The 13467-nt window shown below is 61.3% G+C and carries 16 protein-coding genes; 11 read left to right on the top strand and 5 right to left on the bottom strand.

All coding sequences use genetic code 11. The features are described 5' to 3' along the window. Positions 1-53: 53 nt before the first annotated feature. The 10 genes from bfr (at position 54) to hemP (ending at position 7124) form a co-directional block, all read left to right on the top strand. Complete coding sequence (gene bfr / locus ACIQWO_RS17700) at positions 54-533, top strand: bacterioferritin (RefSeq protein WP_039396360.1); 480 nt, start codon at positions 54-56, stop codon at positions 531-533. 133 nt (positions 534-666) lie between these two features. Beyond that, on the top strand, positions 667-1605 hold the full coding sequence (gene murI / locus ACIQWO_RS17695; RefSeq protein ID WP_402826703.1) for a glutamate racemase: 939 nt from the start codon (positions 667-669) through the stop codon (positions 1603-1605). A gap of 137 nt (positions 1606-1742) precedes the next feature. Beyond that, on the top strand, positions 1743-2006 hold the full coding sequence (locus ACIQWO_RS17690) for a bacterioferritin-associated ferredoxin (RefSeq protein ID WP_150575713.1): 264 nt from the start codon (positions 1743-1745) through the stop codon (positions 2004-2006). Between the two features lie 357 nt (positions 2007-2363). After that, positions 2364-3083 (top strand): energy transducer TonB, encoded by a 720-nt coding sequence (locus ACIQWO_RS17685; RefSeq protein ID WP_402826700.1) that lies wholly within the window; start codon positions 2364-2366, stop codon positions 3081-3083. Positions 3084-3110: 27 nt separating this feature from the next. After that, positions 3111-3848, top strand: a complete 738-nt coding sequence (locus ACIQWO_RS17680; protein ID WP_046290946.1) for a MotA/TolQ/ExbB proton channel family protein — start codon at positions 3111-3113, stop codon at positions 3846-3848. A 27-nt stretch (positions 3849-3875) separates the two neighbouring features. Then, positions 3876-4298, top strand: coding sequence for a biopolymer transporter ExbD (locus ACIQWO_RS17675; RefSeq protein WP_039396348.1), 423 nt, complete (start codon positions 3876-3878; stop codon positions 4296-4298). 275 nt (positions 4299-4573) lie between these two features. Further along, positions 4574-5470 carry a pirin family protein gene (locus ACIQWO_RS17670; protein ID WP_402826694.1) on the top strand — a complete coding sequence of 299 codons (897 nt, stop codon included), beginning with the start codon at positions 4574-4576 and terminating at the stop codon, positions 5468-5470. Positions 5471-5725: 255 nt separating this feature from the next. Next, positions 5726-6136, top strand: a complete 411-nt coding sequence (locus ACIQWO_RS17665) for an OsmC family protein (RefSeq protein WP_046290943.1) — start codon at positions 5726-5728, stop codon at positions 6134-6136. A 75-nt stretch (positions 6137-6211) separates the two neighbouring features. Next, positions 6212-6682: an SRPBCC family protein gene (locus ACIQWO_RS17660; protein ID WP_402826689.1), complete on the top strand. Its 471-nt coding sequence runs from the start codon at positions 6212-6214 to the stop codon at positions 6680-6682. Between the two features lie 187 nt (positions 6683-6869). Next, on the top strand, positions 6870-7124 hold the full coding sequence (hemP, locus tag ACIQWO_RS17655; protein WP_402826686.1) for a hemin uptake protein HemP: 255 nt from the start codon (positions 6870-6872) through the stop codon (positions 7122-7124). A 462-nt stretch (positions 7125-7586) separates the two neighbouring features. Here the strand turns inward: hemP and ACIQWO_RS17650 are convergent, their stop codons facing one another. The 3 genes from ACIQWO_RS17650 to ACIQWO_RS17640 form a co-directional block, all read right to left on the bottom strand. Continuing rightward, positions 7587-7994 carry a heme-binding protein gene (locus tag ACIQWO_RS17650; protein ID WP_039396331.1) on the bottom strand — a complete coding sequence of 136 codons (408 nt, stop codon included), beginning with the start codon at positions 7992-7994 and terminating at the stop codon, positions 7587-7589. A gap of 98 nt (positions 7995-8092) precedes the next feature. Then, positions 8093-8917, bottom strand: coding sequence for a YdcF family protein (locus ACIQWO_RS17645; protein WP_402826683.1), 825 nt, complete (start codon positions 8915-8917; stop codon positions 8093-8095). Between the two features lie 163 nt (positions 8918-9080). Then, on the bottom strand, positions 9081-9578 hold the full coding sequence (locus tag ACIQWO_RS17640) for a Dps family protein (protein WP_402826680.1): 498 nt from the start codon (positions 9576-9578) through the stop codon (positions 9081-9083). Positions 9579-9755: 177 nt separating this feature from the next. Between ACIQWO_RS17640 and ACIQWO_RS17635 the strand changes: the two genes are divergently transcribed. Further along, entirely contained in the window at positions 9756-10436 is a 681-nt protein-coding gene (locus ACIQWO_RS17635) for a thiamine phosphate synthase (protein WP_402826677.1), read from the top strand. A gap of 98 nt (positions 10437-10534) precedes the next feature. Here the strand turns inward: ACIQWO_RS17635 and ACIQWO_RS17630 are convergent, their stop codons facing one another. Together ACIQWO_RS17630 and ACIQWO_RS17625 are read right to left on the bottom strand one after the other, a co-directional pair. After that, a complete protein-coding gene (locus ACIQWO_RS17630) occupies positions 10535-11983 on the bottom strand; it encodes a catalase (RefSeq protein WP_402826674.1) in 1449 nt (482 codons plus the stop codon). 399 nt (positions 11984-12382) lie between these two features. Further along, a complete protein-coding gene (locus ACIQWO_RS17625; protein ID WP_402826671.1) occupies positions 12383-13327 on the bottom strand; it encodes a LysR substrate-binding domain-containing protein in 945 nt (314 codons plus the stop codon). Positions 13328-13467 lie beyond the last annotated feature (140 nt).

Genomic DNA, 13467 nt, shown 5'->3' with positions numbered 1-13467 from the left:
CTTTTCAGGCTACTCTTCAACCGCTCGCAAATTGCTTAAGACAGGGATCCAAAATGAAAGGCGACAAGAAAGTCCTCGAACTCCTCAATGCCCAGCTCACGAACGAGCTGACGGCGATCAACCAGTACTTTCTGCACGCCCGCATGTACAACCATTGGGGCCTGACCAAGCTGGGCAAGCACGAGTACGACGAATCCATCGGCGAAATGAAGCACGCCGACAAGCTGATCGAACGCATCTTCATGCTCGACGGCCTGCCGAACCTGCAAGATCTGCACAAGCTGCTCATCGGTGAGAACACCGAAGAAATTCTGCAGTGCGATCTGAAGCTCGAATACCTCTCGCAGAAGACTTGCAAGGAAGGCGTCGCTCACTGCGAAAGCGTGAAGGACTTCGTCTCGCGCGAAATCTTCAACGAGATCCTGCACGACACCGAAGAACACATCGACTGGCTGGAAACGCAGATCGATCTCATCGGCAAGGTCGGCATTCAGAATTACCAGCAGTCGGGCATGGCGTCGTTCGAAGAATAAGCCCGACACCCCGCAAAACCCAGATAATAAAAGCGCTCCACAGTACTGTAGGCACCGTATCCTCCGATATCGGGTCGCAGGCTTTGCGCTAGAATTTCGGGGCCGACAACTTGTCGGCCCTTTTTCATTTGCCATGCCCTCCAACGCGCCGATTGGCGTCTTCGATTCCGGCCTCGGTGGCCTCTCGGTCCTTCAGGCCGTTCGCGCTCTGCTTCCGCACGAGTCGCTCATCTATGTCGCCGACTCCCGCTACGCACCGTACGGGGAACGCCCGGACGCCTTCATCCAGCAACGCAGTCTCGCCATCGGCCGATGGCTGCGCGAGCATGGTGCCAAGGCATTCGTCGTGGCCTGCAATACGGCGACGGCGCATGGAGTAGCCGCGCTGCGGGCCGATGACGCCTGGCCGGTCGTCGGTGTCGAACCCGGGATCAAGCCTGCTGCCGCTACGTCGCGCAGCGGTGTGATCGGCGTGCTGGCCACCGCAGCCACGCTGCGCAGCGCCCGCTTCGCGGATTTGCTCGCACGTCATACCGCACAAGGACAGCGCTTCCTGTGTCAGCCCGGGCATGGACTGGTCGAACGCATCGAAGCCGGGGATGTCGATTCGCCCGCTGTGATGGCGCTGCTCGACAAGTACATTGCGCCCATGATTGCCGAAGGCGCCGATACGCTCGTGCTCGGCTGTACGCATTACCCCTTCCTGATTCCCGCCATCCAACGACATTTCGGCACCGCGCTGACGTTGATCGATACGGGCGCAGCCATCGCCCGTCAGCTTCAGCGCCGCCTTGAAGAGGCCGATCTGGCCGCGCCCGAAATATCAGGAAGCGCAGTTGCCAGCGGCAGCATCCAGTTGTTCACCACCGCGAACGCCGCAGCACTGCAAACCATGGCGGATCGGCTGATGCCCGAAGCGCCTGACGTCACCGGTTCGACTGCTGCAACCGGCGTAGCGGGCATATCCGCCACACCCGGCGCTGTTTCCAGTCCCCCCGCCGCACCCCGCGTAGCCACTGTCGAGATCGCCGAAACCGCGCCGCAAGCCGCAGCCGGTGTGGCTTTGCCGTAAAACCTTCCCATCATTCCTGCTTGACATCCTGTCCGTATATCCATGAGGGGTATATGGAATAGGCCCACGGCGCTTGCAAAAGGTGCCAACTTAAATAATAATTATTCTCATTAGTGTTACATTTTGACGTTTTCATCATGATCGTCTGCGTCTGTAAATCCGTTTCCGACCGTCAGATCAAGGCTTGCCTCGACGCCGGTGCCACCACCATGGAAGATCTTCAGATCGACCTTGGCGTTGCATTGTGCTGCGGCAAGTGCGGTCCGTATGTCCAGGAGATGGTGACCGGTGCCACGCCGTGCTGTGGTCGCTCGTGCGGTGGCTGCTGCCAGTCTGCGCATGTCGAGACGACGCAAGTCGAAGTCGTGATGGTGCGTCAGGAACTCGCACTGGCCGCTTAAGCGCCGTGCACGGGTCTTCGAACCCACGGAATCCGCCTGCGTGACCGGCATCGACTGAGGTCACGGGGCAACGGAGCCAGCCAGGCGTCTTGAGGCGTCATGCGCCAGCCAGCGACTTGTCACCCTGGAGGTGTCAGATGGAACTCCTGATTGGCTTTGTTTCGACGCTATGTTTATCGTTTTTCCTGTTTCGAAGGTGAGTTGCAGCACGGTTTCCAACTCACTGCGTTCGCCGACCGCGCCCCTAGGCGCGGTTTTCCTTTGATCGTACGTCCGGCCATTCCCGAACCCGAGGCTTCGCACACCGCGCTTCACTCACCGTTCATCGCCGCAATTTAGCGTACCCTAGCCGTTATCATGTCGACCGCCGTGCCCCCCGCCGTGACCTCATCCGGCCTTGCGTCCACGCAATTCCGAGATCCGCTGCAATCGCCGCGAACGCTCGCGATTGCTGCCGCGATCGTCGTCTTCCACATTGCCGCTCTGATCGGGCTGTCGCACCTGCGCAACGAGCCTGAGCAAGCGACGATCGAGCCGACGACGTTTACCGCCACGATCATTCCGCTCACGCCCGCCCCGACGCCGCCGCAACCCGCGCCGCCTAAACCGCAGCCGGAACCGCCCAAGCCGAAGGTCGCGCCGCCGCCGCCCAAGCCGCGCGAGCAGCCCAAGAACGCCATCACGCAAAAGGCCGAACCGGTCGCCCCGCCTCAGCAAGCGCAGGTCGAGCCGGTGCAGAACGCAGCGCCCACGCCGCCAGCACCGCCCGCACCGACGCCTGCGCCCGCGCCGTCCGGCCCGATCGAAGGTCTCGCCGTGAAGTGCGACGAGCCCCGCGTGGCCTACCCGACGCAATCGCGTCGCGTCGGCGAAGAAGGCACCGTCACGTTGCGTCTCGTGATCGACACCCGTGGGGTAGTCTCGAGCGCCAATGTCGTCAAGTCGAGCGGCTTCCCCCGTCTCGATCAGGCCGCCCGCACCGCCGCACTGGCGATGCGTTGTGCGCCCCCGATGCAAAACGGCCGCGCGGTGGAAGCCGCTGCGACCAAACCGTTTAATTTCAATCTGAACGACTAACGAATTGGATTTTCCGAGGAACGCAAAATGCAAGAGTATGGTTTGAGCCACGTCTGGTCGCAGGGCGATTTCGTCACCCGCGCCATCGCGATCGTGTTGCTGGTGATGTCGGTGCTGTCCTGGACGGTCATCATCATCAAGGGCACGCAAGTCTTCCGCCTGAGCCGCCTCACGCGCACCGCTGAGCCGGACTTCTGGCACTCGGAGAATTTCTCCGCCGGTCTGCAAAAGCTGGGCGAATCGGGTCAGAACAACCCGTTCCTCGCGCTGGCGCTCGCCGGTCAGGACGCCGCCGAACATCACCGTCAAAGCCAGCCGCATCTGCACGACAAGATGGACGTGAGCGACTGGATCACGCGTGCACTGAAGAACTCGGTGGACGATACGGTCTCGCGTCTGCAAAGCGGTCTGGCCATGCTGGCCTCGATCGGTTCGACCTCGCCGTTCGTCGGTCTGTTCGGCACGGTTTGGGGCATCTATCACGCCCTGCTGGCCATCGGCGCATCGGGTCAGACGACCATCGATAAGGTGGCCGGTCCCGTGGGTGAAGCCCTGATCATGACGGCCTTCGGTCTGTTCGTCGCCATTCCGGCCGTGCTCGGCTTCAACGCCCTGACGCGTGCCAACAAGGGTATCGTCTCGAAGCTCAACCGCTTTGCGCACAGCCTGCACGGTTACTTCCTGACGGGCGCCAGCGTGCACTCGACGCAGTTCACCAGCAACGTCACGCCGGTGCGCAAGTCGACGTCGGCCAGCGCCAGCTAAGCCGCCGCGCAAGACAAGGAGTTCGCTATGGCTATGGGTTCATACAGCAGCGACGACGGTGCCGATGACGCGATGATGAGCGAAATCAACATGACGCCGCTCGTCGACGTCATGCTGGTGCTGCTGATCATTTTCATCGTGACGCTGCCGGTGCTCAATCACGCGGTCAAGCTCGACCTGCCGCAGGCGAGCAGCCAGCCGGAAGACACCAAGCCTGCCAAGGTCGACCTGTCGATCCAGGCAGACGGCAGTGTCTTCTGGGACAAGCAGCAGATCGACGACGACACGCTCAAGGCGCGTCTGGCGCAGGCCGCCGAAGCGCAGCCGCAACCGGAACTGCACTTGTTCGCCGACAAGAGCGTGCGTTACGAAAGCGTCGCCAAGGTGCTTTCCGAAGCACAAACGGCCGGCGTGACCAAACTCGGTTTCGTGACCGAACCGGCGAAGTAAGTCGTGAAGTAAGTCGGTAAATCCACGAATCGCAGAAGTGAAAAGCGCGGTGCCAGTCACCGCGCTTTTTTTCGTCTGCACGGTTCGAAATCGATTGGGATTCCGTGGACTTCCCGCGCATTGTTCCAATCGGGTAACAATCCTTCCTGCCTTACGGGCTACTCCCGGTGCCATACGTCCGCATATAGTTGGGACATGACAACGGATGTCGGCGACACCCGAAGCGGCGCTCAGTCACGCTTCCCTCGCCCGTCCCTAACAGGAGAACTCCCCCCATGAGCACCCCCTACACCCGCCCGGTTGCCCGTGTCTTTACCGCAGCGCAAACGCAGGAAGGCGCTGGTTTTCACGTCAACCGCCCGTTCCCGACGCGCATGATGATGGACTTCGATCCGTTCCTGCTGCTCGACGAAATGGGCCCGATGCAAGTGGCCCCCGGCGACGCCAAGGGCGCCCCCGATCATCCGCATCGCGGCTTCGAAACCGTCACCTACCTGCTCGCTGGCGAGATGGAGCACCGTGACTCGCACGGTCACGCAGGCAAGCTCACGCCGGGCGACGTGCAGTGGATGACGGCCGGTGCCGGAGTGATTCACTCGGAAGAGCCGTCGCATGCGTTCCAGCAACGCGGCGGCGAGATGCACGGCTTCCAACTGTGGGTGAATCTGCCGAGCACCGACAAGATGATGACGCCGCGCTATCAGGAGCTGCCCGCCGCCGGTATTCCCACGGCGACGAGCGACGACGGCAAGGTCTCCGTGCGCGTCATCGCTGGCGAGGCGCTGGGCACACGCGCCGCCATCGAAACGCGTACGCCGATTCTGTATCAGCACTTCACGCTGCAACCGCAGGCGCTGCTCGATCATCCCGTGCCGTCGGATTTCAACGTGTTTGCGTACGTCATCGATGGCGAAGGGCATTTCGGTGCGGAGTCGACGGCAGCCAAAGCGCATCAGATGGTCGTGTTCGGCACGGACGGCGAAGGCGTGACCGTGCGCAACGATGGCGACAAGCCGCTGTCGTTCCTGCTGATCGGCGGCAAGCCGCTGGGCGAGCCAGTGGCGCGCTACGGCCCGTTCGTCATGAACACGGAAGGCGAGATTCGTCAGGCGATTCTCGACTTTCAGGCGGGACGTATGGGGCACATTCCGGCGTCCGTGTCGCGCACCTGACAGGAAAACGTCAGCGCAACGCGCACCTGTCCGCTCACGAAGCGACGTTCTCATCGTGAGTGGGTAGGTGACGCGTCGTCATACGCCGACGGTCCGGCGAAATTGGGTCACAATGACACTCAGGGTACGCATCAAGCGTTGAGTGTTTTGTGACCCGATGCTTTTGATGCCGCCGATCCCCGGATCTGCGGATCATCGCGACGGGCCGTTTTCATCGAAGTGAATCAGGACCCATCCAGACCTCCAGGAGCTGCCATGGCCGCAGAAGCGATTGTCACCGCCCACTTGGGCGCCGCCGGATACACCACCCAACTGTCGGACGGCAAACACGAATGGCTTGCCGACGAACCCGAATCGCTGGGCGGCGGCAACCTCGGTCCGGCACCCGCCGCGCTGCTGCTCTCGAGCCTGGGGGCCTGCACATCGATCACGCTGCACATGTATGCACGCCGCAAGGAGTGGCCGCTCAAGGACGTGAAAGTGACGCTTGCAATGAATCCGGATGGCAAACCGCCCGCTGGCACCACGCAAATCACACGCAAAATCGAATTGGCGGGCGATTTGTCGGAGGAACAGCGTCAACGCCTCTTGGAAATTGCCAATGCATGCCCAATTCACAAGGTGTTGTCCGGCACCATCGCCATCGACAGTTCGTTGGTTGAGTAATATCCGGCACGAGGCTGGCGCTGCATTCGCATGTCCGGTAAGCGCCAGCCCTCATCGACAGAAGGGGAAATAGTCTTGCAGTACGAACACCTGATCGAGGTCAACGACCTCCTGAACCCGCTGACCCTGGCGCTCTCGCGCGATCAACTGTGGCGCGGCCTCGTGCTGCGTGCCGAACAGCCGGAGGCATTCGTGCTGGGACTCGACGAGTGCACGATGCTTGAACGCACCGAAGACACGTTGAGCCGCGAACTGCACTTCGGCGAGACCGTTGTGCTGGACCGGGTCGTCTTCGAGTCCATGCAATCGGTACGCTACGAGACGGCAGCGACCGACGCGCACGCGGGCGGTAACCTTACGATGCGTATCGAAGAGCCGAATCCGACGCATCTTTTCGTACGATTCACGTACAGCACGACGCTGCAAGAAGACGCCGTGACCGCCGACACGCGCTACAGCGAGTTTGTGAAATCGGCCTATCGCGAAGCGGACATCGACACCATCCGTCGAATTCGCGAGCTTGCCGAGCAAGGCGCGTTAGGCTGATCGGCCGTCCGGCCTTTGTGGCCGGGGCTGCCGTCGATTTGGCTGCCGGGTTTGCTGGAGGGTGCATCTCATCGTCCAGCAAACGCAATTTAGACAAAATCTACCAAATCAATAAAAACAATAGCCAAATTCAAATATAAATGGGAATGATTCTCATTTAAGATTCTTCTCACAGTCAGCCACACGGATGAGCGAGATGACCGCAAGCCACACCACTGCCCGCCAGACCACGCCCGCCACGGCACCGCGCCGCACCTTGTCGGTGTCGCGCACGCAAGTGGCCAGTCCGGTAGCAGAAAAGCCGGCCACCAGCCAAACCAACGGTCGCGTGCTGACGAGCGATCACCTGCTGCAGGGCACGCAATGCGTGAACATTCTGCACAACGGCCAGACTTACCAACTACGCGCTACGCGTTACGGCAAGCTGATCCTGACGAAGTAAGCGATTGAGTTCAAAGCAGTAGACGTTAAGCAGTCAGGCTTTTTTAACGAATTTTGGCGGCGGCGAGACCACGACCTTGCCGCCACCTTCACCGAGTTTTGTGGGGACCACCTCGCCTAAGAGGTGTTTGGCAGTAGCCAGCGAACGCAACGCGATCCCATGTAGTTACGGCAAGCCCCTCTCTACCTGCGTTGCGCGCCAGCCAAGCCGCTTTTTTTGTCCATCCACTCGGGTTTCATTGATGTTCTCCTCGTGACTAACCTGCCAAGCCTCAGGTTTGTCATACGGCCTGACAAGCCTTTAACCCGTTCGCGAGAGCGGGTTTTTCTTTTTGTAGCGCAGGGTTTCACGTACAAAAAAAGCATCGCCAACTTTCATTGGCGATGCTTTTTTGCTTCCTGCGCTGTCACGGTGTCAGACGCCGCGCCTGCGCATGGTGGCGCACGATGCTACGCAGACAAATTACGCGCCGGTGACGGCTGCGATGCCTGCGCGGGCGATCTGCGCGTCCTGGTTCGACTTCACACCCGACACACCCACGGCACCGATCACGTTGCCGTCGACAACGATAGGCACGCCGCCTTCGAGCATGGCCGTGTTCGGTGCACTCAGGAATGCGAAGCGGCCGCCGTTGATCATCTCTTCGAATGCACCGCTTTCACGACGGCCGACCGCCGAGGTCTGTGCTTTGCCCAGCGACATCATGGCCGTGCTGGGGGCAGCACCGTCCATGCGATACAGCGACAGGGCATGACCACCATCGTCGACGATCGTAATGCACACGTTCCAGCCGTTCGAAGTGGCTTCGGCCACAGCGGCCGCGTTGATCTTCTGCACGTCTTCAACGGTCAGGACAGCTTTCGTCTTCATACGTCTCTCTCGTTTTAGGGTTGGCAAATCATGGAGCCCGCACGACGGCAAAGCTCCGAATCATCATCGTCTTTTTTGTTTCCGCCAGCGACGACCGCTCAATGTCCCACGCTCAGCGCCATCCACTCTCGCAGCGACACGCGCGTGGTGCGCAAGCTGTCGAGCGTTGGCCACCAGCCGGGCGCAGCGTCAGGGTCCTGCGCATTGCCGTTGCAGCACGGTGCGGGTACCACCGTGAGACCGGCAAGTACGAACTGGTCGCGCGCGCGGCGCATATGCCAGGCGTCCGTGACCAGATAGACGCGCGTCACGCCGACGTTAGTCAGCATGCGTGCGCTGAAAAGGGCGTTTTGCGCCGTGTTCAGTGATTGTCCTTCGATCCAGCGTACCGGCACGCCAAACTCGCCCTGCAATATGCTCGCCATCAGTTGCCCTTCGGATACCGAGTATCCGGAAGGCGCACCTCCGGAGACGAGTACCGGCAACTGCGCATGACGCGCCAGGAATGCGCCATAGCGCACGCGAGCGAAGGCGCCCTGCGGCAGATCGGCGCCGTCGCGTCGGCCATACTCTGTCGCGCCGAGGCTGATGCCACCGCCCAGAATGACGACCGCCTGGGGAAGCGTCGACGCATTGCCCGCAGGATTGGACGGATCGGGCGGCGCTGACGCCTGTGCCTGATGTGCCACCTCGACGGACTTGATATCGAGCGTGGGAGCGATGTCGAGCGAGTGCACCAACCGGTTGCTGAACCACGGTGTCGCCTGCAACCAGAGTGCAAGCGCCGCGACGATAGCCAGCGTCTTACCCACTTTCGGAAAGCGCCGCCAGCAGATGACTCCGAGCCCTGCGAGCACCAGCACGTTGGCGGGCGGCAAGAAGAGACTGACGAGGAGGTTTCGGGCGAGCCAATCGAAGGGCATCCGGCCAGTGTACTGGACTGCACAACAGAGTGCACCCTTTCTCTATGACACGTCGCATGTCGCGAGCGATCGCCATCGGGTTGACACAATAAAAGCCCACGCAAGCGCGTGGGCGTCATCCGTCATCAATTAGTTACGCCGTGTTGGCATCGCGCGATGCACCTCAAGCCAGCAAGCTACGCAGCATCCATGCGTTCTTTTCGTGCAGTTGCATGCGCTGCGTGAGCAGGTCTGCGGTCGGCTCGTCCGAGGCCGCGTCGACGATCGGGAAGATGCCACGCGCGGTGCGCGTCACCGCTTCCTGCCCTTCGACCAGCTGACGAATCATCTCTTCGGCCGCAGGCACGCCTTCCGCCTCGGGAATCGACGAGAGCTTCGCAAATTCCTTGTACGTGCCCGGTGCCGGGTAACCGAGCGCACGGATACGCTCGGCGATCTGATCCACCGCCATCGCGAGTTCGTTGTACTGCCCCTCGAACATCAGATGCAGCGTGTTGAACATCGGACCCGTCACGTTCCAGTGGAAGTTGTGCGTCTTTAGATACAACGTGTAAGTGTCTGCCAGCAGATGGCTCAATCCCTCGACGATGCGCTTGCGATCCTTGTCGCTGATACCGATGTTCACGCTCGCTACCTGGGGTGCATTGTTTTTCTTTGCCATGATTTGACTCCGTTTGCTGTGCCGTCTTCCGAGAACGCCAGAAGACGCGCTGAATAAAAACACTCGACGGCGACCGCCATCGATCTCCGTATTTTCCTCAGGACGTTCGTCACGTCATTCCGGTTACACTGCGCCCTATCCGAATAAGCCAGCGCTCCTGCTGCCAACCTCCCGTCGATGCCCATACGTCTCACCGGAACGTCGCACGCAAACGCCGTCGCTCAAGACGCCGCGCCTCCCGCCCAGCCGCTTCTGCCCCGCCAGCTTCTGGTGACGCCCGATGTCGCGTCGCGCTCGCAGATCGCCGCCTTCGCCTCGCAACTGGCACAGGCGCTCGCGCGAGGCACGCGCCTCGTCCAACTGCGCAACCGTTCGCTCGATGCCGACGGCTACCGAGCGCTGGCGGAAAGCGCGTTGGCGCTCACTCACGCAGCCGGGGCGCAACTCATTCTGAATCCGCCGCACGATGTGGCCGACCGTTGGCTCGACGCCCCCCAGGGCATGCACGCCGGGACGGTGCCGCAAGCGGACGGCTGGCACCTCACGAGCGAACGCCTCATGGCCTGCGAGATGCGTCCGGCAGGCTGGAAACTGATGAGCGCCGCCTGTCACAACGCCGCACAACTGGCGCAAGCTTCGCATCTGGGGCTGGACTTCGTGACGCTGTCACCGGTGCTCGCAACCGCCACGCACCCGGACGCGACGCCACTCGGCTGGCCAGCTTTCACGACACTCGCCGCGCAAACTACACTGCCCGTCTTCGCGCTCGGCGGCATGCGCGCCGAGATGCTAGGTACCGCCCGCAATGCGGGCGCTTACGGCATCGCGGCTATCCGCGCCTTCTGGCCTGCGGCCTGAAAACACCGGCGCGCACAGACGCTCTGCCCTTCCTGCAACCTTACTGCGCCGAGTGAAGCTCCGGCAGACACGCTGCCGGAACCGTCAACAGTGACGCCTTACTTCGCCAATGCCTTGCGTGCAGCGATCACGCCTTGTGCATACGCCGGATCGATCTTGTCGAAGTGCGCGATCTGACGCTCGGCGACGTCGTCCGGCACCCCTTGCATCGATGCAGCAATGTTGCCGAACAGACGGCCCTTCTGCGCATCGTCGAACAAGCGGAACAGCGCACGCGGCTGCGAGTAGTAATCGTCGTCTTCACGATGATCGAAACGATCGGCCACGGCACCCACAGCTTGCTGCGGATCGCGATACTCGGGCTGCTCGGCAAACGCACCGTAACGATTCGGCTCGTAGTTCGGCGTGCTGCCCAGATTGCCGTCCACGCGCATCGCACCGTCGCGATGGAAGCTGTGATGGAACGGGCACTTCGGCGCGTTCACGGGAATCGCACTGTGGTTCACCCCGAGGCGATAACGCTGCGTATCGCCGTACGAGAACAGACGTCCCTGCAACAAGCGGTCGGGCGAGAAGCTGATGCCCGGCACCACATTGCCCGGATTGAACGCGGCCTGCTCGACATCCGCAAAGTAGTTCTCCGGATTCCGGTTCAACTCCAGCACGCCGACGTCGATCAGCGGGTAATCCGCATGCGGCCACACCTTCGTGATGTCGAACGGGTTATAGCGATACGTGGCGGCGTCTGCCTCCGGCATCACCTGCACCTGCATGCGCCAGCGCGGGAAGTTGCCAGCTTCGATGGCGTCGAACAGATCGCGCTGATGGCTTTCGCGATCGTCTGCCACGACCTGCGCCGCTTCGGCGTTCGTCAGATTCTCCACACCCTGCATCGACTTGAAGTGGAACTTCACCCAGAACCGTTCGTTCGCCGCGTTGATGAAGCTAAACGTGTGCGAGCCGAAGCCGTGCTGCTGACGATAGTTCTTCGGAATGCCGCGATCGCTCATGAGAATGGTGACCTGATGCAGCGACTCCGGCGAGCGTGACCAAAAATCCCAGGCGGCCGTGGGGCTGCGCATATTGGTCTTCGGATCGCGTTTTTGCGTGTGGATGAAGTCGGGGAACTTGAGCGCGTCGCGAATGAAGAACACGGGCGTGTTGTTGCCCACGAGATCCCAGTTGCCTTCGTCGGTATAGAACTTCAGCGAGAAGCCGCGCACATCGCGCTCGGCATCGGCCGCGCCGCGCTCGCCTGCCACCGTCGAGAAACGCAGGAACACCGGCGTTTCCTTGCCGACGGATTCGAACACGCGGGCACGGGTGTACTTCGTGATGTCATGCGTGATGGTCAGCTTGCCGAACGCGCCCGAGCCTTTCGCGTGCACGCGACGCTCCGGAATCACTTCGCGGTCGAAGTGAGCGAGCTTTTCGATCAGCCAGACGTCTTGCAACAATGCCGGGCCGCGCGGGCCAGCCGTTTGCGTGTTCTGGTTGTCGGTGACCGGCGCGCCTGCGGCGGTCGTGAGTTTCATCTTGTCGGACATGTGACGCTCTCCTGTTTCCTGGTTCCTGATCGGTCGATGACTTGCGACTTGCGTAACTTGAGCGGCTTAGGCGCCCATCAGGGCGAAGTCGGCAAGTACGTGTTCCAGCGTGGTTTCGATGTCGTGCAAATAGGCCTTGAGTTGGGTCATTGCGGGCACCTCGAATGCGTCTTTCTGCGGTAGGGATTCGCGCCTGACGGCTCGGACTTCTCTGTGTGGCCCGGTTTCAAGCGCGTGGGTTTAGATTAATTATTTATATTAAAATGGTCGAATTAATCGTTTTTATATATGTCATAGGCAAAAGCAATACGCCGCGGCACAAGGCAGCGGCGGAGGGCTTTACAGCGGGAGATGAGGACCGGCCGGAAGCGTCCGGTCCTGGGTGCGAGCCGCTAGACGTTAGTTGGACGTCGCGGGCAGATCGAGCGGGATGATGCCCGGCAGATCGCACTTGGCGATCGCCTGCGCCACCGCTTCGATGGCAGGCAGGCGCGTGAAGCTCTTGCGCCACGCGAGCACAACGCGACGGTCGGGCACCGGTGCCGAGAACGGCACATAGCTCAGCAGACTGTCCGGCGCCTGCTTCTCGGGCACGGACGTCTTCGGCAGCACCGTGATGCCCACGCCGCTCGCCACCATATGGCGAATCGTTTCGAGCGACGAGCCTTCGAACGTCTTCTGAATGCCGTCGGCGTTCTGCGAGAAACGCATCAGTTCCGGGCACACGCCCAGCACGTGATCGCGGAAGCAATGGCCGCTACCGAGCAGCAACATCGTCTCTTGCTTGAGGTCGCCCGCATCGATATGGTCGCGGCCCGCCCACGGGTGCGAGCGCGGCAGCGCCACGACGAACGGTTCGTCATAGAGCGGGCGCACCATCAGGCCGCTCTCCGGGAACGGCAGCGCCATGATGGCAGCGTCGATTTCGCCTTGCTTGAGCAACTCGATGAGCTTGAGCGTGTAGTTCTCTTGCAGCATCAGCGGCATCTGCGGCGTGGTCTCGATCATTTGCTTGACGAGCGCCGGCAGCAGATACGGTCCGATCGTGTAGATCACCCCAAGACGCAGCGGGCCAGCGAGCGGGTCGCGTCCCTGCTTGGCGATTTCCTTGATGGCGATGGTTTGTTCGAGCACGCGCTGTGCCTGCGCCACGATCTGCTCGCCGAGCGGCGTCACGCTGACTTCCGCCGCGCCGCGCTCGAAAATCTGTACGTTCAGCTCGTCTTCGAGCTTCTTGATGGCCACCGAGAGCGTCGGCTGGCTGACGAAACAGGCTTCCGCCGCGCGACCGAAATGGCGTTCACGTGCCACCGCCACGATGTACTTGAGTTCCGTGAGGGTCATGTCGTCCTAACCTGTGTAAATTAATCGAACCGATGAAATCGATAGATTTTGTTTTTTATAGCACAATCGGGCGGCAATTGCCCGTTTTCGACCGCTGGCAGGTGACGTTCTTCCCGTCAACGTCCCACGCGGTGGCTGCC

This window comes from Pandoraea sp. NPDC090278, assembly GCF_044772185.1.
GTDB lineage: Bacteria > Pseudomonadota > Gammaproteobacteria > Burkholderiales > Burkholderiaceae > Pandoraea.
Note: the sequence above shows the minus strand (reverse complement) of the source record. Positions and strands in the feature narration are given on the sequence as shown.